Annotated in this window: 19 protein-coding genes and 3 tRNA genes; 11 read left to right on the top strand and 11 right to left on the bottom strand. The window is 70.1% G+C overall.

Annotated elements, in window-relative coordinates:
* Positions 1 to 5 precede the first annotated feature (5 nt).
* The 5 genes from OG207_RS22980 to OG207_RS23000 form a co-directional block, all read right to left on the bottom strand.
* Positions 6 to 770, bottom strand: coding sequence for an ABC transporter permease (locus OG207_RS22980; RefSeq protein ID WP_329100378.1), 765 nt, complete (start codon positions 768 to 770; stop codon positions 6 to 8).
* Positions 767 to 1,714 (bottom strand): ABC transporter ATP-binding protein, encoded by a 948-nt coding sequence (locus OG207_RS22985; protein ID WP_329100380.1) that lies wholly within the window; start codon positions 1,712 to 1,714, stop codon positions 767 to 769. The genes OG207_RS22980 and OG207_RS22985 overlap by 4 nt, the downstream gene beginning before the upstream one ends.
* 143 nt (positions 1,715 to 1,857) lie before the next feature.
* Positions 1,858 to 1,930 (bottom strand) — tRNA-Gly (locus tag OG207_RS22990).
* A gap of 79 nt (positions 1,931 to 2,009) precedes the next feature.
* Positions 2,010 to 2,081 (bottom strand) — tRNA-Gly (locus tag OG207_RS22995).
* 88 nt (positions 2,082 to 2,169) lie between these two features.
* Positions 2,170 to 2,487: a histone-like nucleoid-structuring protein Lsr2 gene (locus tag OG207_RS23000; RefSeq protein ID WP_329100382.1), complete on the bottom strand. Its 318-nt coding sequence runs from the start codon at positions 2,485 to 2,487 to the stop codon at positions 2,170 to 2,172.
* A gap of 326 nt (positions 2,488 to 2,813) precedes the next feature.
* Here OG207_RS23000 and purS point away from each other — a divergent pair, with 326 nt between their 5' ends.
* From purS to OG207_RS23030, 6 genes are all read left to right on the top strand, one after another.
* Entirely contained in the window at positions 2,814 to 3,059 is a 246-nt protein-coding gene (gene purS, locus OG207_RS23005; RefSeq protein ID WP_030009438.1) for a phosphoribosylformylglycinamidine synthase subunit PurS, read from the top strand.
* Between the two features lie 2 nt (positions 3,060 to 3,061).
* A complete protein-coding gene (purQ, locus tag OG207_RS23010) occupies positions 3,062 to 3,742 on the top strand; it encodes a phosphoribosylformylglycinamidine synthase subunit PurQ (protein ID WP_266594917.1) in 681 nt (226 codons plus the stop codon).
* Positions 3,739 to 5,988 carry a phosphoribosylformylglycinamidine synthase subunit PurL gene (purL, locus tag OG207_RS23015; RefSeq protein WP_329100384.1) on the top strand — a complete coding sequence of 750 codons (2,250 nt, stop codon included), beginning with the start codon at positions 3,739 to 3,741 and terminating at the stop codon, positions 5,986 to 5,988. The genes purQ and purL overlap by 4 nt, the downstream gene beginning before the upstream one ends.
* Before the next feature lie 142 nt (positions 5,989 to 6,130).
* Positions 6,131 to 7,399: a hypothetical protein gene (locus OG207_RS23020; protein WP_329100386.1), complete on the top strand. Its 1,269-nt coding sequence runs from the start codon at positions 6,131 to 6,133 to the stop codon at positions 7,397 to 7,399.
* Between the two features lie 17 nt (positions 7,400 to 7,416).
* On the top strand, positions 7,417 to 8,205 hold the full coding sequence (locus OG207_RS23025) for a maleylpyruvate isomerase family mycothiol-dependent enzyme (protein WP_329100389.1): 789 nt from the start codon (positions 7,417 to 7,419) through the stop codon (positions 8,203 to 8,205).
* A 50-nt stretch (positions 8,206 to 8,255) separates the two neighbouring features.
* Positions 8,256 to 9,062 (top strand): META domain-containing protein, encoded by an 807-nt coding sequence (locus OG207_RS23030; RefSeq protein ID WP_329100391.1) that lies wholly within the window; start codon positions 8,256 to 8,258, stop codon positions 9,060 to 9,062.
* A gap of 33 nt (positions 9,063 to 9,095) precedes the next feature.
* On the opposite strand, the gene OG207_RS23035 is transcribed toward OG207_RS23030, so the two are convergent.
* On the bottom strand, positions 9,096 to 10,529 hold the full coding sequence (locus OG207_RS23035) for a sulfatase family protein (protein ID WP_329100393.1): 1,434 nt from the start codon (positions 10,527 to 10,529) through the stop codon (positions 9,096 to 9,098).
* Between the two features lie 118 nt (positions 10,530 to 10,647).
* Positions 10,648 to 10,770, bottom strand: a complete 123-nt coding sequence (locus OG207_RS44090; protein ID WP_351150916.1) for a putative leader peptide — start codon at positions 10,768 to 10,770, stop codon at positions 10,648 to 10,650.
* 122 nt (positions 10,771 to 10,892) lie between these two features.
* Between OG207_RS44090 and purF the strand changes: the two genes are divergently transcribed.
* Positions 10,893 to 12,410 carry an amidophosphoribosyltransferase gene (gene purF / locus OG207_RS23040; protein WP_030009390.1) on the top strand — a complete coding sequence of 506 codons (1,518 nt, stop codon included), beginning with the start codon at positions 10,893 to 10,895 and terminating at the stop codon, positions 12,408 to 12,410.
* Between the two features lie 91 nt (positions 12,411 to 12,501).
* Entirely contained in the window at positions 12,502 to 13,572 is a 1,071-nt protein-coding gene (purM, locus tag OG207_RS23045; protein ID WP_329100396.1) for a phosphoribosylformylglycinamidine cyclo-ligase, read from the top strand.
* 80 nt (positions 13,573 to 13,652) lie between these two features.
* On the opposite strand, the gene OG207_RS23050 is transcribed toward purM, so the two are convergent.
* Together OG207_RS23050 and OG207_RS23055 are read right to left on the bottom strand one after the other, a co-directional pair.
* The gene (locus tag OG207_RS23050) at positions 13,653 to 13,916 is read right to left on the bottom strand and encodes a DUF3073 domain-containing protein (protein WP_150261950.1); all 264 of its coding nucleotides are present in this window, start codon (positions 13,914 to 13,916) and stop codon (positions 13,653 to 13,655) included.
* 290 nt (positions 13,917 to 14,206) lie between these two features.
* A complete protein-coding gene (locus OG207_RS23055; protein WP_329100398.1) occupies positions 14,207 to 15,301 on the bottom strand; it encodes a Leu/Phe/Val dehydrogenase in 1,095 nt (364 codons plus the stop codon).
* Positions 15,302 to 15,494: 193 nt separating this feature from the next.
* Here OG207_RS23055 and OG207_RS23060 point away from each other — a divergent pair, with 193 nt between their 5' ends.
* Together OG207_RS23060 and bldC are read left to right on the top strand one after the other, a co-directional pair.
* Positions 15,495 to 16,349, top strand: a complete 855-nt coding sequence (locus tag OG207_RS23060) for a hypothetical protein (protein ID WP_329100399.1) — start codon at positions 15,495 to 15,497, stop codon at positions 16,347 to 16,349.
* A 567-nt stretch (positions 16,350 to 16,916) separates the two neighbouring features.
* A complete protein-coding gene (bldC, locus tag OG207_RS23065) occupies positions 16,917 to 17,123 on the top strand; it encodes a developmental transcriptional regulator BldC (protein ID WP_003949541.1) in 207 nt (68 codons plus the stop codon).
* A gap of 672 nt (positions 17,124 to 17,795) precedes the next feature.
* Here bldC and OG207_RS23070 read toward each other — a convergent pair.
* Together OG207_RS23070 and hrpA are read right to left on the bottom strand one after the other, a co-directional pair.
* Positions 17,796 to 17,869, bottom strand: a tRNA-Asp gene (locus tag OG207_RS23070).
* Between the two features lie 69 nt (positions 17,870 to 17,938).
* A complete protein-coding gene (hrpA, locus tag OG207_RS23075; protein ID WP_329100401.1) occupies positions 17,939 to 21,886 on the bottom strand; it encodes an ATP-dependent RNA helicase HrpA in 3,948 nt (1,315 codons plus the stop codon).
* A 111-nt stretch (positions 21,887 to 21,997) separates the two neighbouring features.
* Here hrpA and OG207_RS23080 point away from each other — a divergent pair, with 111 nt between their 5' ends.
* Positions 21,998 to 22,519, top strand: coding sequence for a hypothetical protein (locus OG207_RS23080; protein WP_329100402.1), 522 nt, complete (start codon positions 21,998 to 22,000; stop codon positions 22,517 to 22,519).
* The last annotated feature ends 45 nt before the right edge of the window (positions 22,520 to 22,564 follow it).

Genomic DNA, 22,564 nt, shown 5'->3' on the forward strand with positions numbered 1-22,564 from the left:
TCGTTCTAGCGACGCGGTTCCCAGCGGAACCACCGCTGGACAGCAAACACGCTGATCACGATCCAGGCCAGCGTGTTCAGCCCGGCCCCCAGCAGGTCCCCGCCCTCCGCGCCACCGCTCCAGCCGGCCCGTACGAGGGTCATCACGCCGCTCAGCGGCAGCAGTTCGCACAGGGAGGCCGCCAGGTCGGGCAGCGAGTCCGTCGGCGTGAACAGCCCCGAGCCGAGCACGGTCGCCAGGAACAGCGGCAGCGTGGTGAGCCCCGCGGTCTCCACGGTGCGGGTGAAGGAGCTGGTCACCGCGGACAGCGCGGCGAGCAGCAGGAGGCCGGCGAGGACGGCGGCCACGAGCAGCAGCGGGTTCTGCGGCATCCGCACGTCCAGGGCGACCGCCCCGGCGACCGCGAGGACGGCTATCTGGCCGAGGGCCAGGCAGACGGCGGGCAGCGCGGTCCCGGCCAGGATCTCCAGGTCCCGGGCCTCGCCGGTGCGCAGCCGCTTGAGGACGAGCTCCTCGCGCCGGGCGACGTAGGCGGAGACCAGGTTCATGTAGACGACGAGGAGCAGCACCATGCCGATCCCGCCGGTCAGGGTGGCCTCGCCGACGGCCTGGGCGCCTTCGACGCCGCTGAGGGACGAGCGCAGGATGAACACCATCAGCAGGGGCATCAGGAGGGCCACGCCGAGCGTGGCCCGGTTGCGCACCAGCAGGGTGAGTTCGGAGCGGCCGAGCGCGGTGATCCGGCCGGCGTTCAGGGTGAGCGTGTTCATCGGGTCCCCGCCATCGTGTCGTCGTCGCTGCGGTCGCCGGCGCTCCGGCGGTTCTGGGCGATCTCCAGGAAGGCCTCCTCCAGGGAGGCGGACCGGGCGTCGAGCCCGGCCAGTTGCACACCGTTCTCCCGGGCCCAGCCGAGCAGTTCGGTCAGGTCCTCCTGGAGCCCTTCGGTACGGATCTCCACGCGCTGCCCGGAGGCGGCCGCCCGCAACGAGAGAGGCAGCCGTGCGGCGGGCACCCCGTCGGGCAGGGTGAAGTGGATCCGGGCCGGCCGGGTGGCGGTCACCTCGGCCGGAGTGCCGGACAGGACCAGCTCGCCCTCGTGGAGGATCGCGAGGCGGTCCGCGAGCTCCTCGGCCTCTTCCAGGTAGTGCGTGGTCAGCAGCACCGTGGTGCCCTGCTCCTGCAGCTCGCGCACCAGGGCCCAGGTGTCCCGGCGCCCTTCGGGGTCCATGCCGGTGGTGGGCTCGTCCAGGAAGAGCACCTCGGGCCGGCCGAGCAGGGCCAGCGCCAGGTCGAGGCGCCGCCGCTCACCACCGGACAGTTGCTTCACGCGTACGGAGGACCGTGCGGCCAGACCGACGAGCTCCAGCACCTCGGCCGCCGGGCGGGCACCGGTGGTGACCCCGCCCCACATCCGTACCGTCTCGGTGACCGACAGGTCGGAGGGGAAGCCACCCTCCTGGAGCATGACCCCGGTGCGCGGCCGGACCTCGGCCCGCCGGGTGAGGGGGTCGAGGCCGAAGACGCGGACCTGCCCGCCGCTCGGCGCGGCCAGTCCCTCCAGCAGCTCGACGGTGGAGGTCTTGCCCGCGCCGTTGGTGCCGAGCAGGGCGAAGATCTCGCCCCGCGCCACGGAGAAGGAGACGCCCCGTACGGCCTCGAACCCTCCGGTGTAGCCGCGGCGCAGGTCCCGGGCTTCGATCACGGTGTCAGTCATGACTCAAGCGTCGCGGCGCCCGGACCGGGTCGGCAGTGCGCGCTGTCATGATCGGCGATGACATTTGTCAGGGTGCCCGTGGCCGGAGGCGGGGCAATACGAAGAAGGCCCCGATCGCAATGATCAGGGCCTTCTACATACAGAGCGGACGACGCGACTCGAACGCGCGACATCCACCTTGGCAAGGTGGTGCTCTACCAACTGAGCTACGTCCGCATGCACTGCATTGCACTGCCGTGAGGCGATGCGTGCATCACTCTACCCGATCCACAATAGTGGTCCGGAAGTGATGCAGAGCGGGTGACAGGAATCGCACACTGCGCCTTCCCTCTGGAAGAGGGATGTTCTGCTACTGAACTACACCCGCACGACCTCGGAGGCTTTGACCTGCGGCCTGGCCCCTTGGCGTGATCCACACACTAGCCGACAGATGGGGGTGCATGGCAAATCGACGCTCAGTGGGCCTCGTTGTAGGCCTCGTAGATCGCCTTCGGGATGCGCCCGCGCGGGGGCACCTCGAACTGGTTCGACCGGGCCCAGGCGCGGACGACCGCCGGGTCCGGGGCGACGGCGGTGTGCTTGAAGGCCTTCCCCGAGCGCGACTGACGACGGCCGGCGGCCACGAAGGGGGCGAGGCCCTTCCGCAGTTTCTTTGCGTTCGCCGCATTGAGGTCGATCTCGTAGGACTTTCCGTCCAGAGCGAACACGACCGTTTCCGTCGCTTCTCCGCCATCGATGTCGTCGGAGAACGTGACTACTACGCGCTGCGCCACGGATATCGGTCCCTTCGTGCGACGTCACCACCTGCTGACGTGCGGTGATGTCGCCTGTGTGGATGTTTCGGGGCAATGCAACTTTCATCCGGAATCCGGAGTGATTCCTTTGTACCGCGATTCCCATTGCAATGCGAAGCCCAGTTAATTCTCTCCGCGTGTCCCGCCGCAATGCTGGGCGCATGGTTTTCCGGCGGATTTTGCGAAGCGTTGGTGAAGCCGAAACGCCCCGGTGATCACGGCCCGAGGATATCTACCCGCGTAGAAATTTCTGCCGGGTACGCTGATGGAACCGCCTTCGCACCAACCACACACGGGAGTGCCCGATGGCACGCGTCGTAGTCGACGTCATGCTCAAGCCGGAGATCCTCGACCCCCAGGGCCAGGCGGTGCAGCGTGCACTGCCGCGCCTGGGATTCGAAGGGATCGCCGACGTCCGCCAGGGGAAGCGCTTCGAGCTCGAGGTGGAGGGACCGGTCGACCAGGCCGCCCTCGACCGCATCCACAAGATGGCCGAAACGTTCCTCGCCAACACCGTCATCGAAGACTTCACCGTGAAGGTCGAGGCCTGACGGTGACCACTCGCATCGGAGTCGTCACGTTCCCCGGAACGCTCGACGACCGTGACTCGCTGCGCGCCGTCCGCCTCGCGGGGGCCGAGCCGGTTTCGCTGTGGCACCGCGACAAGGACCTGCACCAGGTCGACGCGGTCGTCCTCGCGGGCGGCTTCTCCTACGGGGACTACCTGCGCGCCGGGGCCATCTCCCGCTTCTCGCCGGTGATGGAGACCATCATCGAGCAGGCCAAGGGCGGCATGCCCGTCCTGGGCATCTGCAACGGCTTCCAGGTCCTCACCGAGGCCCACCTGCTGCCGGGGGCGATGCTCCGGAACAACCACCTGCACTTCATCTGCCGCGACCAGAAGCTGCGGGTGGAGAACGCGGAGACCGCGTGGACCGGCGACTACACCGCCGGCCAGGAGATCTCCGTACCGCTCAAGAACATGGACGGCCGTTACACCGCCGACGAGCGCACGCTCGACGAACTGGAGGCCGAAGGCCGAGTGGCCTTCCGCTACCTGGACGGCAACCCGAACGGTTCGCTGCGCGACATCGCAGGCATCACCAATGCCGCGGGCAACATCGTCGGCCTCATGCCGCACCCCGAGCACGCGGTCGAGCCGCTGATCGGGACGGGCCGCACCGACGGCCTCCCGTTCTTCACCTCGGTCCTGAAGAAGCTGGTCAGCGCATGAGCCTCGACACCGTCAAGAACGCCACCGAAACCCCGGACGCTTCCCAGCCCTGGAAGGAACTCGGCCTCAAAGAGGACGAGTACGCCCGGATCCGGGAGATCCTCGGCCGCCGCCCCACGGGCGCCGAGCTCGCCATGTACTCGGTCATGTGGTCCGAGCACTGCTCGTACAAGAGCAGCAAGGTCCACCTGAAGCAGTTCGGTGAGAAGGCCCCCCAGAACGACGCCATGCTCGTCGGCATCGGCGAGAACGCCGGCGTCGTCGACGTCGGCCAGGGCTACGCGGTCACCTTCAAGGTCGAGTCGCACAACCACCCGTCGTACATCGAGCCCTACCAGGGCGCGGCCACCGGCATCGGCGGCATCGTCCGCGACATCCTCGCGATGGGCGCCCGCCCGGTCGCGGTCGTGGACCCGCTGCGCTTCGGCGCTGCCGACCACCCCGACACCCGGCGCGTCCTGCCCGGCGTCGTCGCGGGCATCGGCGGCTACGGCAACTGCCTGGGCCTGCCCAACATCGGCGGCGAGGTCGTCTTCGACGCCTGCTACCAGGGCAACCCGCTGGTCAACGCCGGCTGCATCGGTGTGATGAAGCACGAGGACATCCACCTCGCCAAGGCCTCCGGCCCCGGCAACAAGGTCATCCTCTACGGCGCCCGCACCGGCGGCGACGGCATCGGCGGCGTCTCGGTCCTCGCGTCCGAGACCTTCGACGACACCAAGCCCACCAAGCGCCCCGCCGTTCAGGTCGGCGACCCCTTCCAGGAGAAGCTCCTCATCGAGTGCACCCTGGAGATCTTCAAGGAGAAGCTGGTCGCGGGCATCCAGGATCTCGGCGGCGCCGGGCTCTCCTGCGCGACCTCCGAGCTCGCCTCCGCCGGCTCCGGCGGCATGCGGGTCGAGCTGGACACCGTGCCGCTGCGCGACGCGACGCTCTCGCCCGAGGAAATCCTCATGAGCGAGTCGCAGGAGCGCATGTGCGCGATCGTCGAGCCGCAGCACGTCGACCGCTTCATGGAGATCTGCGAGAAGTGGGACGTCATCGCCACCGTCATCGGTGAGGTGACCGAGGGCGAGCGCCTGGAGATCTTCTGGCACGGCGAGCAGATCGTGGACGTGCCCCCGGGCACCGTCGCCCACGAGGGCCCCGTCTACAACCGCCCCTACGCGCGCCCCTCCTGGCAGGACGCGCTCCAGGCGGACGACGCGGGCAAGCTGCCGCGGCCGCAGACCTCCGAGGAGCTGCGCGCGCAGGTCCTGGCCCTGGTCTCGTCCCCGAACCAGGCGTCCAAGTCGTGGGTCACCGACCAGTACGACCGCTTCGTGCAGGGCAACACGGTGCTCTCGCAGCCCGAGGACGCCGGCATGGTCCGCATCGACGAGGAGTCCAACCTCGGCGTCGCCATGGCCACGGACGGCAACGGCCGCTTCGCCAAGCTCGACCCGTACACGGGCGCGCAGTTGGCGCTGGCGGAGTCGTACCGCAACGTGGCGGCGACCGGCGCCAAGCCGCTGGCCATCTCCGACTGCCTGAACTTCGGTTCCCCCGAGGACCCGGACGTCATGTGGCAGTTCGCCGAGGCCTGCCGCGGGCTTGCGGACGGCTGCCTGGAGCTGGGCACCCCGGTCACCGGTGGCAACGTCTCGCTGTACAACCAGACCGGCGACACCGCGATCCACCCGACCCCGGTCGTCGCGGTCCTCGGTGTGATCGACGACGTCAACCGCCGTACGCCGATGGCCTTCAAGGAGGCCGGCCAGCTGCTGTACCTGCTGGGCGACACGGCCGAGGAGTTCGGCGGTTCGGCCTGGTCCCAGGTCGTCCACGACCACCTCGGCGGCATGCCGCCGAAGGTGGACCTGGGCCGCGAGAAGCTGCTCGCCGAGATCCTGATCTCCGCCTCGCGCGACGGCATGATCGACGCCGCGCACGACCTGTCCGACGGCGGCGTGATCCAGGCGCTCACCGAGTCCTGCCTGCGCGGCGGCAACGGTGCCCGGATCGTGGTGCCCGAGGGTCTGGACGCCTTCACCTTCCTGTTCTCCGAGTCCGCCGGCCGGGCCATCGTGGCCGTCCCGCGCAGCGAGGAGCTCCGCTTCACCGACATGTGCGGTGCGCGCGGCCTGCCGGTCGCCCGCATCGGTGTGGTGGACGGCGAGGAGATCGAGATCCAGGGCGAGTTCACCCTCCCCCTGGCCGAGCTCCGCGAGGCCCACGAGACGACCATCCCGGCGCTGCTGGCCTGATCCCCCGCGACAGCCCTGTCGAAGCCCCGCACGGAGTGCCGTGCGGGGCTTCGACGTCGGGGCCCGCGGGGAAGCGGCCGTAGCGATTCCGTAGCCCGAGAACCCCTTCTGACCTGCGGGTTCCCGCCCTCATGCTGACGCCGTGAGCGACATGGTGAAGTACCTGCCGGAAGCCGCGATACCTGACGGAGGCGTGCCCGTCTGGCGCACCGAGGACGCCGAGCGATGGCGGAAGGCGGCCGTCCCGGCCGTCTTCGGGCCGGTCTTCGGCGCGTGGGCGCTGGTCCTGCCGGTGCTCGTCGCGCTCGTCCTGCTGGGGTGGACCGATTCGCAGGTGCAGGACCCCGGTACCTCCTGGGACGGGTACCCGGCCGCCGTCCTGCTGGTCGGCCTGCCCCTCTGGTACCGGATGATCCCGGCCGCGACCGTCCTGGCCGCTCCCGCGCTGGCCGGGTACACGCTGTTCGAGCTGGCCGCTCTGCCCGAGTCGGACGGTCCGGGCCGGGTCGGGTCCTGGCTGGTCGTCGCCCTGTGCAGCGCGGCCTTCACGGGGGCGCTGCTGCGGTTGCGGGCCCGCCGCGCGCAGTGCGCCCTCGCGCTCGCCGCCGCCGGGGACGGCCGCCGGGAACTCCCCGACGAACTGCCCCGGCGCCACCGCCGCCGCGGCCTGCCGATGACCCTGACCGGCGGCGGGCTCTGCCTCGCCGCGGCGGCCCTCCTGTGGTGGGCCCTGGCCCGGGACCTCGGCGCGGACCCGGAGCACCCGTACGACGCCACGGGACAACAGGTCCTGGCCCTCCTGCTGCTGGTGCCCGCCACGGCGCTGCTCGGCCGGGGCATCGGCGCCCGCCGGGCCGCCCGGCGCCTGCACGCCGGACCGCAACCCGCCCTGCGGGTCGGGATCCGGGCCGACTCCCTTACGTACAGCTGGCTGTACGCGGACGTCCGGGACCGGTCGGGGAAGCCCCTGATCGCCTTCCGCGACCACATCGACAACACCGTCGACCGCGTACGGACCCTGCTCGGCGGATCCGAGGACAAGCTCCGCACGGAGCACCACGACATCAACCACTACAGCGAGCCGTTCGAGGCGGTCCTGTACGGCGCGCCCTTCGAGGGCGCGGAGGTCGTCCTGGAGTACGCGGCGTACTACGGCAACACCCAGATCACCACCAGCGTGCTGGCCGTACCGCTGCACCCGCGCCGCCGGCACACCCTTCGCCAGTGGCGCGAGTCCGGGCACTCGTACGTCCTGAAGGACCGCGAGGAGCGGGCGGCGCGCCGGGCCAAGGCCGCCGCCGGCGGTTCCGTCGGCTCCGGCTGCGGGACTTCCTCCAGCGGCTGCGGCAGCAGCAGTTGCGGCAGCAGTTGTGGAAGCAGCTGCGGCGGCGGCTGCGGCGGCGGCGACTGATCCGGCAGACTCGCCGCATGGCATCCAGGACCCGCACCCGAACGTACGACCCCGCGAAGATCCGCGCGGCCGTCACCGCACAGTTCGCGCACGTCGTCGGGGCCGTGGCGGACCTCGGACCCGAGCAGCTGGCCCGGCCCAGCGGGCTCGGGGACTGGACCGTGGCCGAACTCGCAAGGCACATCGCGTGGATCGCCGACTCACTGGCGGGGGTCCTGGCCCGCCCGCCGGCCGCCGTCGCGGAGCTGTCGGCGGTCGAGTGGTCCTTCGCCACCGCCTCCCTCGCCGGGAAGATCTCCGAAGCGGCCCGGGAGACCCTGACCGGGGCCCCGCTGCCCGAGCTGTACGACCGGGCGGCCGCCCGGATGGCGCAGGCGCTCGCGGCGAATCCGGGCGACCGCGTGCTGGACCTGTGGATCGGGGACATGACCCTGGCCGATTTCCTGGTCACCCGGACCGTGGAACTGGTGGTCCACACCGACGACCTGAACCGGGCCGCCGGACTGGACGTCCCGATCGACCGGCAGGCCCTGGCCGCCTGCACCCGGCTGCTCGCCGACGCCCTCGCCCTCAAAGCACCGGGCGGCTCCGTCGAGGTCCGCGTCCCGCCCTTCGCGGTGGTCCAGTGCATCGAGGGCCCGCGGCACACCCGCGGCACCCCGCCGAACGTGGTGGAGACCGACCCGCTGACCTGGATCCGGCTCGCGACCGGCCGTACGGGATGGGCCGCCGCCGTCGACGGGGCCCACGTACGGGCCAGTGGCGAGCGGGCCGATCTGTCGGCGCTGCTCCCGCTGATGGGCTGAGGGGAGCGATCACGGTGGAACCGTCGCGCCGCCCGCTCCGTCCCAGGGACATGCCCGGAATCCGGTACGTCCCCGCCTCCACGGCCCTGGCCCTCGCCCTCGCGCTCGCCCTGGCCGGCTGCGGCCGGTCCGAGGACGGCCGCGGCGTCCGGCTGCCCGATCCCGTGGGTTCCTGGGCCGTCGAGTCCCTGACCACGGGCGGCCGTACCCTGCACGCGCCCGAGTCCGCCCACCTCGACATCGGCCGGAACCAGGTCAAGGGCAACTACGGCTGCAACGGCTTCACCGCGCAGGCGGCCTTCGACGGCTCCTCCGCGGTGACCGTGACACCCGGCGACTCGACCACCATGGCCTGCGCGGACATGGAGTTCGAGACGGCCTTCGCCCATCTGTTCCGGGGCAAGTTGGCGATCGACCGGGGACCCGACCGGCTCACCCTGAAGACCGCCGACGGGAGCACCATCGCCATGACGTCGGCGCCCGCGGTCACGGACGCCCCGCTCACCACGACCGAGTGGACCGTGGAGTCCCTGGTCAGCGGCGGGACCGCGGCCTCCCTGCCCACCGAGGCGGCCGGGAAGGCACGGTTCACGATCGCCCCGGACTTCACCGTGAGCGGCATCCTGGGCTGCAACCGGTTCAGCGCGAAGGCCACCGTGGAGGGCTCCACGATCACCTTCGGGCCGCTGACCTCGACCAAGATGGCCTGCGAGGGAGCGGTGGGCGAGGTCGAGCGGACACTGACCGAGCTGTTCGGCAGCGGCCCGCTCACCGCGAAGATCGAGGGCCGGACCCTCACCCTCACCGCATCCGACGGCAAGGGCCTGACCGCGAAGGCGGCCTCCGCCGCCGAGTGACAGCGGCGGCGGGGGCGGCGGGGGCGGCGGCGGTCAGCCCGGGTAGGGCAGCAGCCCGGCGTCCACCTTCTCCCAGGCCGCCCGCAGCTGCGCCAGCCGGGCCGGCTCCACGGCGGCCCTGTCGGCCTGCTCGCGGACGTCCCCGGCCAGGTTGAACAGTTGGTCCTTGCCCGCCTTGCCGCGGTAGTACTTCCAGTCCCCGCGGCGCAGCGCCCGCTCGCCCCGAACCCGCCAGAACAGGTCCCGCTCGGCGACCTTCTCACCGCGCAGCAGGTACCCGGCCAGGCTCACCCCGTCCAGCGGGTGGGCGGGGTGCGGGCGCGCCCCGGCGACCTCCAACAGCGTCGCCGTCCAGTCCGGGCTGAACACCGGGACGTGGCTGACCTGCCCGCCGTCCAGCCGGGCGGGCCAGCGCGCGATGTTGGGCACGCGGATCCCGCCCTCCTGCAGGGAGGCCTTGTTGCCGGACAGCGGCCAGTTGTACGAGAAGCGCTCGCCGCCGTTGTCGCTGGAGAAGACGACGAGGGTGTCCTCCTCCTGGCCGGAGCGCTTGAGGGCCTTCAGCACCTCGCCGATCGAGCGGTCGAGGTCCTCGACCATCTCCTTGTACTTCTCGATCGAGCCACCGTCCTGGTGCCACAGGGCGCGCCCGTCGCCAGCCTTGATCCGGCGGACGATCTCGGCGCTCTGCTCGGTGTCCCCGTCGGCGATCCACGGCCAGTGCGGGGTGGTGAAGTTGAGGTTCAGCAGCCACGGCTTGCCGTGGTGGTCGCGCGAGACGTACTCGCTCGCCCGCTCGGTGATGATCCGGGTGTAGTAGCGCAGGTCCTTGTACTCGGCGTCGCCCTCGTACAGGTCGTACTCACCGCCCAGGCCCAGCTTGGAGTAGTACTCCAGGGCGCCGCCGAAGTTTCCGAAGAACTCGTCCCAGCCGGACCTGGTCGGGCTGTAGTCGGGCAGGTAGCCCGCGTGCCACTTGCCGATCAGCGCGGTGGCGTAGCCGGCGGACTTCAGCAGCGAGGCCAGCGTCGGGTGCGTGGGGTCCAGGCCGACCGACTTGTCGGCGATCGGCTCAGCCAGCCCGCCCTTCGTCCGGCCCGGGTAGCGCCCGGTGTAGAGGCTGAACCGGGTCGGCGAGCAGGTCGCGGAGCCCGAGTAGGCATCGGTGAACCGGACGCCCTGGCGGGCGAGTCGGTCCAGGTTCGGGGTCTTGATGTGCGGGGAGCCGTACGAGGAGAGGTCGGCCCAGCCCAGGTCGTCGCCGAGGACGAACAGGATGTTCGGCCGGCGGGACGGCCGGGGCCGCCCGGCCCGGAACTCCCGCTCCTGAGGCAGGTTCCGGCCGTCCCCGGCGGCCGGGGCGGCCGCGGCCGGGGAGGCGCCCAGCCCCACCGCCGCCGCGGCAGCGCTCACACCGACCGCACCGCCGAAGGCGCGCCGGGACAGGTTGGGTTCGTACGAGGTCACAGGTACTCCAAGGCACGGCCCGACGGCCCGCCCCGGGCGGCGCGGGACGGCGCGCGGCACGGCAGGGCGGGCTTCGGACAGAGGTCAGGAAAAGAAAAGAACGGAAATCGGCGTGTGACTACGCAGAACAGCGACAGATGGCGCTCGCGACACGGACAAGGTCCACGTGCCGGCGCTCGACGAGGGTGACGGTACGGTCACCGAGGGGCTGCATGGGGCGAGAGCCTGTACGAATGCCCATGCGCCTGTCAACAAGGGCATTCCGGATACCGAGACGGAATGGATCGGTCACCCTCTGTGCTGTGACATTTCCCGGCCGTCCCCAATTCGGACCAGTGGTCGATCTCGCCTACACTCGGGAGCGTGCCTCGTGGTGATGGACGACTCAACCACGACCTGCTCCCCGGCGAAAAGGGCCCCCAGGACGCTTGCGGCGTCTTCGGTGTCTGGGCTCCGGGTGAAGAGGTCGCCAAGCTCACCTACTTCGGACTGTATGCCCTGCAGCACCGTGGACAAGAGTCCGCGGGAATCGCTGTGAGCAACGGTTCCCAGATCCTCGTCTTCAAGGACATGGGCCTCGTTTCCCAAGTCTTCGACGAAACCTCTCTCGGCTCGCTCCAAGGTCATATCGCGGTCGGTCACGCCCGCTATTCGACCACCGGGGCCTCCGTCTGGGAGAACGCCCAGCCGACCTTCCGCGCGACCGCCCACGGCTCCATTGCCCTGGGTCACAACGGCAACCTGGTGAACACCGCCGAGCTTGCCGAGATGGTCGCCGACCTCCCCCGTCAGGACGGCCGTGCCACCCAGGTGGCGGCCACCAATGACACCGACCTGGTCACCGCCCTGCTCGCCGGTCAGACCGACGACGAGGGCAAGCCCCTGACCATCGAGGAGTCGGCCGCCAAGGTCCTGCCTCAGGTCAAGGGCGCCTTCTCCCTCGTCTTCATGGACGAGGGGACCCTCTACACCGCCCGTGACCCGCAGGGCATCCGCCCGCTGGTCCTCGGCCGCCTGGAGCGCGGCTGGGTGGTCGCGAGCGAGACCGCCGCCCTCGACATCTGCGGCGCCAGCTTCGTCCGCGAGGTCGAGCCGGGCGAGCTCATCGCGATCGACGAGAACGGTCTGCGCACCTCTCGATTCGCGGAAGCGAAGCCCAAGGGCTGTGTCTTCGAGTACGTCTACCTGGCGCGCCCGGACACCGACATCGCCGGCCGGAACGTCTACCTCTCGCGTGTCGAGATGGGTCGGCGCCTGGCCAAGGAAGCCCCGGTCGACGCCGATCTGGTGATAGCGACGCCGGAATCCGGCACGCCCGCCGCCGTCGGATACGCCGAAGCCAGCGGGATCCCGTACGGATCCGGCCTGGTCAAGAACGCCTACGTGGGCCGGACCTTCATCCAGCCCTCGCAGACGATCCGCCAGCTCGGCATCCGGCTCAAGCTCAACCCCCTCAAGGAAGTCATCCGCGGCAAGCGCCTGGTGGTCGTCGACGACTCGATCGTCCGCGGCAACACCCAGCGCGCGCTGGTCAAGATGCTCCGCGAGGCCGGTGCGGCGGAGGTCCACATCCGGATCTCCTCGCCGCCGGTGAAGTGGCCGTGCTTCTTCGGCATCGACTTCGCCACCCGGGCCGAGCTGATCGCCAACGGCATGACGGTCGACGAGATCGCCACTTCCCTGGGTGCGGACTCGCTCTCGTACATTTCGCTCGACGCGATGGTCGAGGCGACCACCATCCAGAAGCCCAACCTCTGCCGTGCCTGCTTCGACGGCGAGTACCCGATGGAGCTGCCCGACCCGCAGCTCCTGGGCAAGCAGCTGCTGGAGTCCGAGCTCGCGGGCGGCACGGACGCCGCCGACGCGCTCCGCCGCCCGTAGCCCTGGCTGAACCTGCGCCGGGCCCTGTCTTTGAGGCTTCTCCCAGGGCCCGGCACCACACGCAGTAACGACACGAAAGCTCTCTCCTGTCATGACAGAGAAGACCACCGGTGCCAGCTACGCAGCCGCAGGCGTGGACATCGAAGCGGGCGACCGCGCCGTCGAGCTGATGAAGGAGTGGGTGAAGAAGACGCAGCGCCCCGAGGTCCTCGGCGGCCTCGGCGGCTTCGCCGGCCTCTTCGACGCCTCCGCCCTCAAGCGCTACGAGCGCCCGCTGCTCGCCTCGGCCACCGACGGCGTCGGCACCAAGGTGGACATCGCCCGCCAGCTCGGCGTGTACGACACCATCGGCCACGACCTGGTGGCGATGGTCATGGACGACATCGTCGTCTGCGGTGCCGAGCCGCTCTTCATGACCGACTACATCTGCGTCGGCAAGGTGCACCCCGAGCGTGTCGCGGCGATCGTGAAGGGCATCGCCGAGGGCTGTGTCCTCGCCGGCTGCGCCCTGGTGGGCGGCGAGACCGCCGAGCACCCCGGCCTGCTGGGTCCGGACGACTTCGACGTGGCCGGTGCCGGAACGGGCGTCGTCGAGTACGACCGCCTGCTCGGTGCGGATCGCATCCGTACGGGTGACGCCGTCATCGCGATGGCTTCGTCCGGCCTTCACTCGAACGGGTACTCGCTCGTCCGTCACGTCCTCTTCGAGCGCGCCAAGATGTCGCTGGAGGGTCACGTGGAGGAGCTCGGCCGCACCCTCGGCGAGGAGCTCCTGGAGCCCACCAAGATCTACTCGCTGGACTGCATGGCCCTCACCCGTACGGCCGAGGTGCACGCCTACTCGCACATCACCGGCGGCGGCCTCGCGGCGAACCTGGCCCGGGTCATCCCGGACCACCTGCACGCCACGGTCGACCGTTCGACCTGGGCCCCCGGCGCCATCTTCGACCTGGTCGGCAAGGCCGGTCAGGTGGAGCAGTTGGAGCTGGAGAAGACCCTGAACATGGGTGTCGGCATGATGGCCGTCGTTCCGCAGGAGTCGGTGGACGTGGCGCTGACCGCGCTGGCCGACCGGGGTGTCGACGCGTGGGTCGCGGGAGAGATCCTGGAACGCGGCGACCACGCCGAGGGTGCGACCATGACCGGTTCCTACGCGAGCTGAGCAGCACTGAAACCCGGCCCGGGGCGATGCCCTGGACCGGGTTTCAGTCTTTTTGTCTGTCGTGCAGACGCCTCAGGGCGTCAAGCGCCGCGACGCTGTGACGACGGTCCGGACTCTTCGTCCTCGTCGTCGTCATCCGTGTTGTAGAGGTCCGCGTACCGAGCGTACGGGTCGTCCTCGTCCAGCTCGTCGTCGTCTACCTCGACCGGCTCGCTGACAGGCAGCGGTTCCACGGTCGATGCGCCCAGCTCGTTGGCCAGACGCGAGAGGTCAGTCCCGCCGCTGCTGTACTTCAGCTGGCGGGCGACCTTCGTCTGCTTGGCCTTTGCCCGGCCGCGCCCCATGGCTCGACCCCCTCGGTGACGGGGCTCGACGGCCCCAGAGTCTGACACGCGTTCATGGTTCGGAGCGGGCTCTCCGTGGAGAGACCGTCCGTAGGGGTTTAACGGTACCTGCTTCCGCGGCCATACGGTACGCCGCCCGCATGACGCGCCCCGGTGCAGAACCAACAAGGCGCCCCGTCCTCGCTGGTCAGCTGCGATTTTAACCTTTTCCTGGCGGGCGACCCGCCGAAGTGCAGTGAGTTCCGTCTCGCCGCACTCCGGAGGGCGCACCCGAAGGCCCCCGGAAGGGCCTAGACGGCGCGCGCGGCGCGGCCGTCGGCCATCCGCTGCTCGGCGATCCGGTCGGCCGCAGCGGCCGGCGGAATGCCGTCCGCCTTCGCACGAGCAAAGATCTCCAGCGTGGTGTCGAAGATCTTCGTCGCCTTGGCCTTGCAGCGGTCGAAGTCGAAGCCGCGCAGCTCGTCGGCGACCTGGATGACACCGCCCGCGTTGACCACGTAGTCGGGCGCGTAGAGGATCCCGCGGTCCGAGAGGTCCTTCTCGATGCCCGGGTGGGCGAGCTGGTTGTTCGCCGCACCGCAGACGATCGTCGCGGTGAGCGCCGGGACGGTCTCGTCGTTCAGGGCACCGCCGAGCGCGCAGGGGGCGTAGATGTCCAGGCCCTCGGTGCGGATCAGCGCGTCCGTGTCCGCCACGGCGGTGACCTTGCCGGGGTGCTTGTCCAGGATCCGGCGGACGGACTCTTCCCGCACGTCCGTGATCACGACCTCGGCGCCGTCCTCCAGCAGGTGCTCGACCAGGTAGTGCCCGACCTTGCCGACACCGGCCACGCCGACCTTGCGCCCGCGCAGGGTCGGGTCGCCCCACAGGTGCTGGGCGCTGGCGCGCATGCCCTGGAAGACACCGAAGGCGGTGAGGACCGAGGAGTCGCCCGCGCCGCCGTTCTCGGGGGAGCGGCCGGTCGCCCAGCGGGTCTCGCGGGCCACGACGTCCATGTCGGCCACGTAGGTGCCGACGTCGCAGGCGGTCACGTAGCGGCCGCCGAGGGACTCCACGAACCGGCCGTAGGCCAGCAGCAGTTCCTCGGTCTTGATGGCGTCCGGGTCGCCGATGATCACGGCCTTGCCGCCGCCGAGGCCGAGGCCGGCCATGGCGTTCTTGTACGACATGCCGCGCGAGAGGTTCAGCGCGTCCAGGACGGCCTCCTCGTCGGAGGCGTACGCGTGGAAGCGCGTACCGCCGAGGGCGGGGCCCAGGGCGGTGGAGTGGATGGCGATGACGGCCTTCAGGCCGGTGGCGCGGTCCTGGCACAGCACGACTTGCTCGTGGCCGCCCTGCTCCGTACGGAACAGGGTGTGCAGGACGCCGTCGGTCATTTCGGTCACGGTGGTGACTCCCATGGAAGAGATGCGGCGGAAAGACGCCCGCCCTGCGGGTGGGGGAGGGCGTGCTGGGAGCAGAGTAAGACCTGGGGGCCGCCCGTAGGTGAGCTGTCCGAGGATCGAAACACTCCCGTGGTGCGCGCGGGCGGCAGCGTCCGGAGGTGAACCCGACCCCGCGGAGGGGCAATACGAGAGCGTGAGCGAATCCTCCGAACTCCCGCTGCCGTCCGCGCGCTCGGCGCCGACCGTCCCGTACGCCTCCTACCTGCGCGTCTACGAGCCCTTGGCGGCCTTCGCCGAGCCGGAGCGCACGCATTGGGCCGACTACGCCCGGCGCGGGGCGGCCCCGACCGCCCAGGACGAACTGCGCAGGTCACTGTCGGACTTGGTGCGGGTCCCGCTGGTGGGGGTGCCGGCCCACGAGAGCGCGGACGCCTTCACGGCGGTGGTCGACGGGGTGCTGCTGGTCTGCCCGTGGCGCACCCGGCTCCGCGGCTGGCTGGCCCTCCAGGAACTCGTCGAGTGGTTTCCGCGGCCGGTGCTGGACGCCGCGCTGCCACCGGGAGCGCGCCGCCGGGCGGCCGAGGACTACGAGCGCTGGCGCGAACGGAACCCGGACGCGCGCCCCTGGATCCGTACGGGGGTGTGGCAGGTTCCGCTGCGTTGGTTCGTGCTGGTGGCGGACGAGGAGCGGGACCACGTGCCCGGCGAGCGGCTGCGCTACCGCACGCCGATGGTCCAGGCCCGGCGGCGGCTCGCCCGCGCGCTGCGGACCCTGCGGGACGCGGAGGGGTACGGGATGCTCGCCGACGGACTGGTGGAGGTGGGGAGCTGGCTGGAGGAGTTCCACCCGCGCTCGATGGTCGAGCTGGACTACGGAGGGCTGCTGCACGCCCTGCCGGCGGATCGACTGGCGGCCGACCGCTCGGCCGGGGACCTCGCGGCGGGTATCGCGGCCCTGCGGGCCGGGGACGCGCGGGGCGCGACCGAGGTCTACGAGGAGTTGGCGGAGCGGTGGCGGGCGGTCCGGGAGCGGCTTTTCGCGAATTAGGCCGAAAGGTGCCTGTGTGGCTGGTTTCACCTAGAAGGGGTTAGTGCGTATCGTCCGGTATCGGTCGATCGGTCAATAGTGGCTGATCAGAGGCTTGATCATGGCATTTGGGACGTAGTGCCAGGACCTACGTCCCGATACGGGCCATTGGCCCAAGCGTGACGGACCGCACTAACTACACCCTTGCGCCCTTCCCCTACCCTCGTGCCAAAATAGGACAAGGAGTCCGGGGAGGGTTCCTTCCGCCCAACTAAGGGCGGAATGCTCGGCATTGCACTCTATGGGGGGTCTGGTGACTCCTGATCGCTCTGTGACTGATCGTCACAGTGGGGTGACTGTCCGTTATGGGACGGTCCATCGGCTTCCGCCGCTGATGAACACCTCGGAGGGCAATTCCGTCGGTTTGGCCGTCGAGGCTGGACGGATGGTGTAGTTGTAGTGCCGAGGACAAGCCGTTCGTCCTATAACCGACTCGGCCCGCGTATGTCCATTTCGGGCAACGCGGGCCAAGGTGCAGAATTTAGAGGAAAGAACCGAGATGGTTCGGTTCTCCCGAGGAGGCCGCTCATGACCGCTCGCACCCCTGATGCCGAGCCGCTGCTGACCCCGGCTGAGGTTGCCACGATGTTCCGCGTGGACCCGAAGACGGTCACCCGCTGGGCCAAGGCTGGCAAGCTCACGTCCATCCGCACCCTGGGTGGACACCGCCGGTACCGCGAGGCCGAGGTTCGCGCACTGCTCGCGGGAATTCCGCAGCAGCGCAGCGAGGCCTGAGGTCGCGCAAACACCCCGCTTTAACGGGTCTATATCGGGTCCCCCAATCCGATGAAACCCACATAGCTTCATACGGCTGGGCCTGCCCCAACAGGTCCGAGGTCGTTCGATCGCGCTGGACTCCGCCGGGTCCAGCGCGATCTTTTTATGCCCAGGTCAGGGCGGTCTCGAGCGCGCACGGGAGCGCCGGCGGGGTAGGTGCCATTGCACATATTCTATCGAGCAGGCGTATAGGTGCGATAAAAGTGTGAGTCCCAAAAACTCATCCGGTGACTCCCGTCACAGATGATCACTCTTGTATATCCGGTATTGCACCCCGTAAAGGGGACCCGCATCGAGAGGCGCATCATGCGAACGGGGGATTCCGGGTGACGGTCGGCCGGGAAGGCTCCCACGACCCCACGACCCCACGGCTCCGGAGGGGGCAGGGAGCAGGCGGGCAGGAGGAGCACGAGGGGCAGGAGGAGCAGGAGGGGCCGGGGCGGGTTCGGAGGGGGGCCCGGGGCGCGCTCGTGTCCGCCCCGCAGACGCGGCGGACACGACCCGGAGGTGTCCACGGGCACTGCGGGTGCTCCACGGCCTCCGGGCGACCTCCAAGGCCGCCCGGGCGGTGTCGCCCGCCAACGCGTCAGGGCCCGTATCCCCAGAGGGATACGGGCCCTGACGTTTCTGCGAACCTGACGGGACTTGAACCCGCGACCTCCACCTTGACAGGGTGGCGAGCTAACCAACTGCTCCACAGGTCCTAGATTTGCGGCCGCTCGGCGGCTGCGAATCAGACTGTACCGCAGCTCAGGGGGTGCAGTCGAACCGGATCACGGAGCCGCCGCGTCCACCGCCTTCACGATCCGCTTGTCGGAGATCGGGTAAGCCGTCCCGAGTGCGTGCGCGAAGTAACTGACGCGAAGTTCCTCGATCATCCAGCGGATGTCGGTGACCGTGGACGGGACGGGCCGCCCCTTCGGCAACTGCTCCAGCAGCCAGGCGTACTCGTCCTGCATCTCGTGGACCTTCTCCATGCGCGTGGTGTCGCGCTGGACGCCCGTGGGCATCTGCTGGAGCCGTCGGTCCACCGCCACCAGGTAGCGCATCAGGTCCGCCAGTCGGCGCAGCCCCGTGAGCGTCACGAAACCGGCCGGCATGAGGGCCGCCAGCTGCGTCTTGACGTCCTGGATGTTCGCGACCAGCGCCAGGCTGCCCGTGGCCTTCAGCCGGCGCTCACAGGCCTGCCAGGCGGCCAGCACCTGCTGCACCTGGCCGACCGTGCGCACGGTCGTGTCCACCAGGTCGGCGCGGACGGCTTCGTAGAGCTTCCGGAAGTCCGCCTCGTCCCATGCGGGGCCACCGTGGTCGGCGATCAGCTTGTCGGTCGCCGCGGTCGCGCAGTCGTCGAAGAGCGCCTGGATGGAACCGTGCGGGTTCCTGGACAGGGCCAGCTTCTGCTGGTTGGTCAGGTGGTCCGAGGCGAACTTCGCCGGGTTCACCGGGATGTTCAGCAGGATGAGCCGCCGGGTGCCCAGCCACATGGCCTGCTGCTGCTCGGCCTCGGTGTCGAAGAGCCGTACGGACACGCTCGTGCCCTCGTCCACCAGCGCCGGGTACGCCTTCACCGGCTGACCGGCGCGCCGGGTCTCGAAGACCTTGGTCAGCGTGCCGATCGTCCAGTCGGTCAGCCCGGTCCGCTCCACCGACTCCCCGCCCGCCCGTTCGGCGGTGGCCGCGGCGGCCTTGGAGAGGGCCTGGCGGGCCTTCGGCTTCAGCCTCAGGCGCAGGGCCTCCAGGTCCTTGTCCTCGGCGAGGTTCTTGCGGCGCTCGTCGACGATCCGGAAGGTGATCTTCAGATGGTCCGGGATCCGGGTGAGGTCGAAGTCCTCGGCCGACACCGGGACCCCGACCATCCGCTGGAGCTCGCGCGCGAGGGTGACCGGCAGCGGCTCCTGCAGGGGCACCGCCGTGTCCAGGAAGCGGCCGGCGAAGTTCGGCGCGGGCACGTAGTGCCGGCGGATCGGCTTCGGCAGCGAGCGGATCAGCTCGGTGACGACCTCCTCGCGCAGGCCCGGGATCTGCCAGTCGAAACCCTCGTCGGTGACCTGGTTCAGCACCTGGAGCGGGATGTGGACGGTCACGCCGTCGGCGTCCGCGCCCGGCTCGAACTGGTAGGTCACCCGGAACTTCAGCTGACCCTGGCGCCAGGAGTCCGGGTAATCGGCCTTGGTGACCCCGGCCGCCTTCTCGGTCAGCAGCATCTCCCGCTCGAAGTCGAGGAGTTCGGGCTCCTCGCGCTTCTTGTGCTTCCACCAGGAGTCGAAGTGCGCCCCCGAGACCACGTGGGCGGGGATCTTCTGGTCGTAGAAGTCGAAGAGCGTCTCGTCGTCCACCACGATGTCGCGGCGACGGGCCCGGTTCTCCAGCTCCTCCACCTCGGTGAGGAGCTTGCGGTTGTCGGCGTAGAACTTGTGGTGGGTGCGCCAGTCGCCCTCGACCAGCGCGTTGCGGATGAACAGCTCGCGCGAGACCTCGGCGTCGATCCGGCCGTAGTTGATCTTCCGCTGGGCCACGATCGGTACGCCGTACAGCGTGACCTTCTCGTACGCCATCACGGCCGCCTGGTCCTTCTCCCAGTGCGGCTCGCTGTACGTGCGCTTGACCAGGTGCTGCGCCAGCGGCTCCACCCACTCGGGCTCCACCTTGGCGTTCACCCGGGCCCACAGCCGCGAGGTCTCCACCAGCTCGGCCGACATCACGAACTTCGGCTGCTTCTTGAAGAGCGACGACCCCGGGAAGATCGCGAACTTGGCGCTCCGGGCACCGAGGTACTCGTTCTTGTCGGTGTCCTTGAGCCCGATGTGCGAGAGCAGTCCGGACAGCAGCGACACGTGGACGACCTGCTCGGGGGCGTCGGCCTCGTTGACGTGGATGCCCATGCCCTTGGCGACCGTGCGCAGCTGGGAGTAGATGTCCTGCCACTCGCGGATCCGCAGGAAGTTCAGGTACTCCTGCTTGCACATCCGGCGGAACGAGGACGAGCCGCGCTCCTTCTGCTGCTCCCGCACGTAGCGCCACATGTTCAGGAACGAGAGGAAGTCGCTGGTCTCGTCCTTGAAGCGGGCGTGGTTCTGGTCGGCCTGGGTCTGCTTGTCCGAGGGCCGTTCGCGCGGGTCCTGGATGGACAGGGCCGCCGCGATGACCATGACCTCGCGGACGCAGTTGTTCTTGTCGGCCTCGATGACCATGCGGGCCAGCCGCGGGTCCACCGGGAGCTGGGAGAGCTGGCGGCCCATCTGCGTCAGGCGCTGCCCCTTCTTCCCCTCCGGGGAGGACTTCTCGGCCGCCTCGAGCGCGCCGAGCTCCTGGAGGAGCTGCACGCCGTCGCGGATGTTGCGGTGGTCCGGCGGGTCGATGAAGGGGAACTTCTCGATCTCGCCGAGGCCGGCCGCGGTCATCTGGAGGATGACGGAGGCCAGGTTCGTCCGGAGGATCTCGGCGTCGGTGAACTCGGGACGCGCGTCGAAGTCGCCCTCGGAGTACAGCCGGATGCAGATTCCGTCGCTGGTACGTCCGCAGCGGCCCTTGCGCTGGTTGGCGCTGGCCTGCGAGATCCGCTCGATCGGCAGGCGCTGGACCTTGGTGCGGTGGCTGTAGCGGGAGATCCGGGCGGTGCCCGGGTCGATCACGTACTTGATGCCGGGGACGGTCAGCGAGGTCTCGGCGACGTTGGTCGCGAGCACGATCCGGCGGCCGGTGTGCTGCTGGAAGACGCGGTGCTGCTCGGCGTGCGAGAGGCGTGCGTAGAGGGGGAGGACCTCGGTGGAACGGAGGTTCCGTTTGGTCAGGGCGTCCGCCGTGTCGCGGATCTCCCGCTCGCCGGAGAGGAAGACCAGGATGTCGCCCGGACCCTCCGACTGGAGCTCGTCCACGGCCTCGCAGATCGCGGTGATCTGGTCCCGGTCGGAGTCGTCGCCGTCCTCGGCGTCCTCTTCCAGGAGCGGCCGGTAGCGCACCTCCACCGGATACGTGCGCCCGCTGACCTCGACGATCGGGGCGTCGCCGAAGTGCCGGGAGAAGCGCTCGGGATCGATGGTGGCCGAGGTGATGACGACCTTGAGGTCGGGGCGCTTGGGCAGCAGCGTGGCCAGGTAGCCCAGCAGGAAGTCGATGTTCAGCGAGCGCTCGTGGGCCTCGTCGATGATGATCGTGTCGTAGGCGCGCAGCTCGCGGTCCGTCTGGATCTCGGCGAGCAGGATGCCGTCCGTCATCAGCTTCACGAAGGTCGCGTCCTGGTCCACCTGGTCGGTGAAGCGGACCTTCCAGCCGACGGTCTGGCCGATCTCGGACTTCAGCTCCTCGGCGATCCGCTCCGCGACCGTGCGGGCGGCGATCCGGCGGGGCTGGGTGTGCCCGATCATGCCCCGGACGCCGCGGCCCAGCTCCATGCAGATCTTGGGGATCTGCGTGGTCTTGCCGGACCCGGTCTCGCCCGCGACGATCACGACCTGGTGGTCGCGTATCGCCTCGGCGATCTCGTCCTTCTTCTGGCTGACGGGCAGGTTCTCGGGATACGTGACCTCCGGCATCCGCGAGGCACGGCCGGCCAGTCGCTCGGCGGCCTTGGTGGCCTCCGCGGCGATCTCGTCGAGCACGGCCTGCTTGGCCTCGGGCTTGCGGATACGGCGGGCGCCTTCGAGGCGGCGGCCGAGGCGGTGCGCGTCACGGAGGGAGATCTCACCGAGAAGCGTCTGCAGGGCGGCGAAGGAAGTAGACATACCTGGTCGAGGATCTCACCTGGGCCCTCCGGGTGGCGAACGCATTTGTGGGGCGGACCCGTACCATTTCGGGACGAGTCCGTCGGTCGTACGAGTGAGAGGCAGCCCACCTTGTCCCGCCCCCGTCACGTCTGGCACCTGCTCGGCGTGGTCCTGGCGGTACTCCTGGGCTGTGCGGCCCCGGCGGTGGCGGTCGACCCGGCGGCCCGGACGGCTCAGACACCGGCCGCGGACTCGACCCCGGCCCCGGTCCTGACCCCGGCCCCGGTCCTGACCCCGGCCCCGGTCCTGTACCCGGCTTCTGCCTCGGTCCCGGCTCCGGCCCCGGTCCTGGCCCCGGCTCCTGCTTCGGCGGCCGTCCCGGCTCCGGCCAACGACCCGGCCGCGGCGCGGCCCCGCGCGGCCGTCTCCACCGACGGCACGGGCGGGCCCGCCTGCGCCCCGGTGGCCCCCGAGCGCGGCGGTACGCCCGCCGTCCCCGCGCGCGCCTGGGGCGAGCACGCCCAGGTCCCGCCGGTCCGGGCGGCGCCCGAGGAGGCCGGTCCGGCCGCGGCCGTGCCCGTACGGACCCCCGTACGCGGCCCCGACCGCCCGGCCCCCGACCGGCTGGAGCTCTGCGTGATGCGGGTCTAGACGGACCGGTCCCACCGGTCCGTCCATTCCCACCCACCCGCAGCA

This window comes from Streptomyces sp. NBC_01439 (genome assembly GCF_036227605.1).
Lineage (GTDB): Bacteria > Actinomycetota > Actinomycetes > Streptomycetales > Streptomycetaceae > Streptomyces.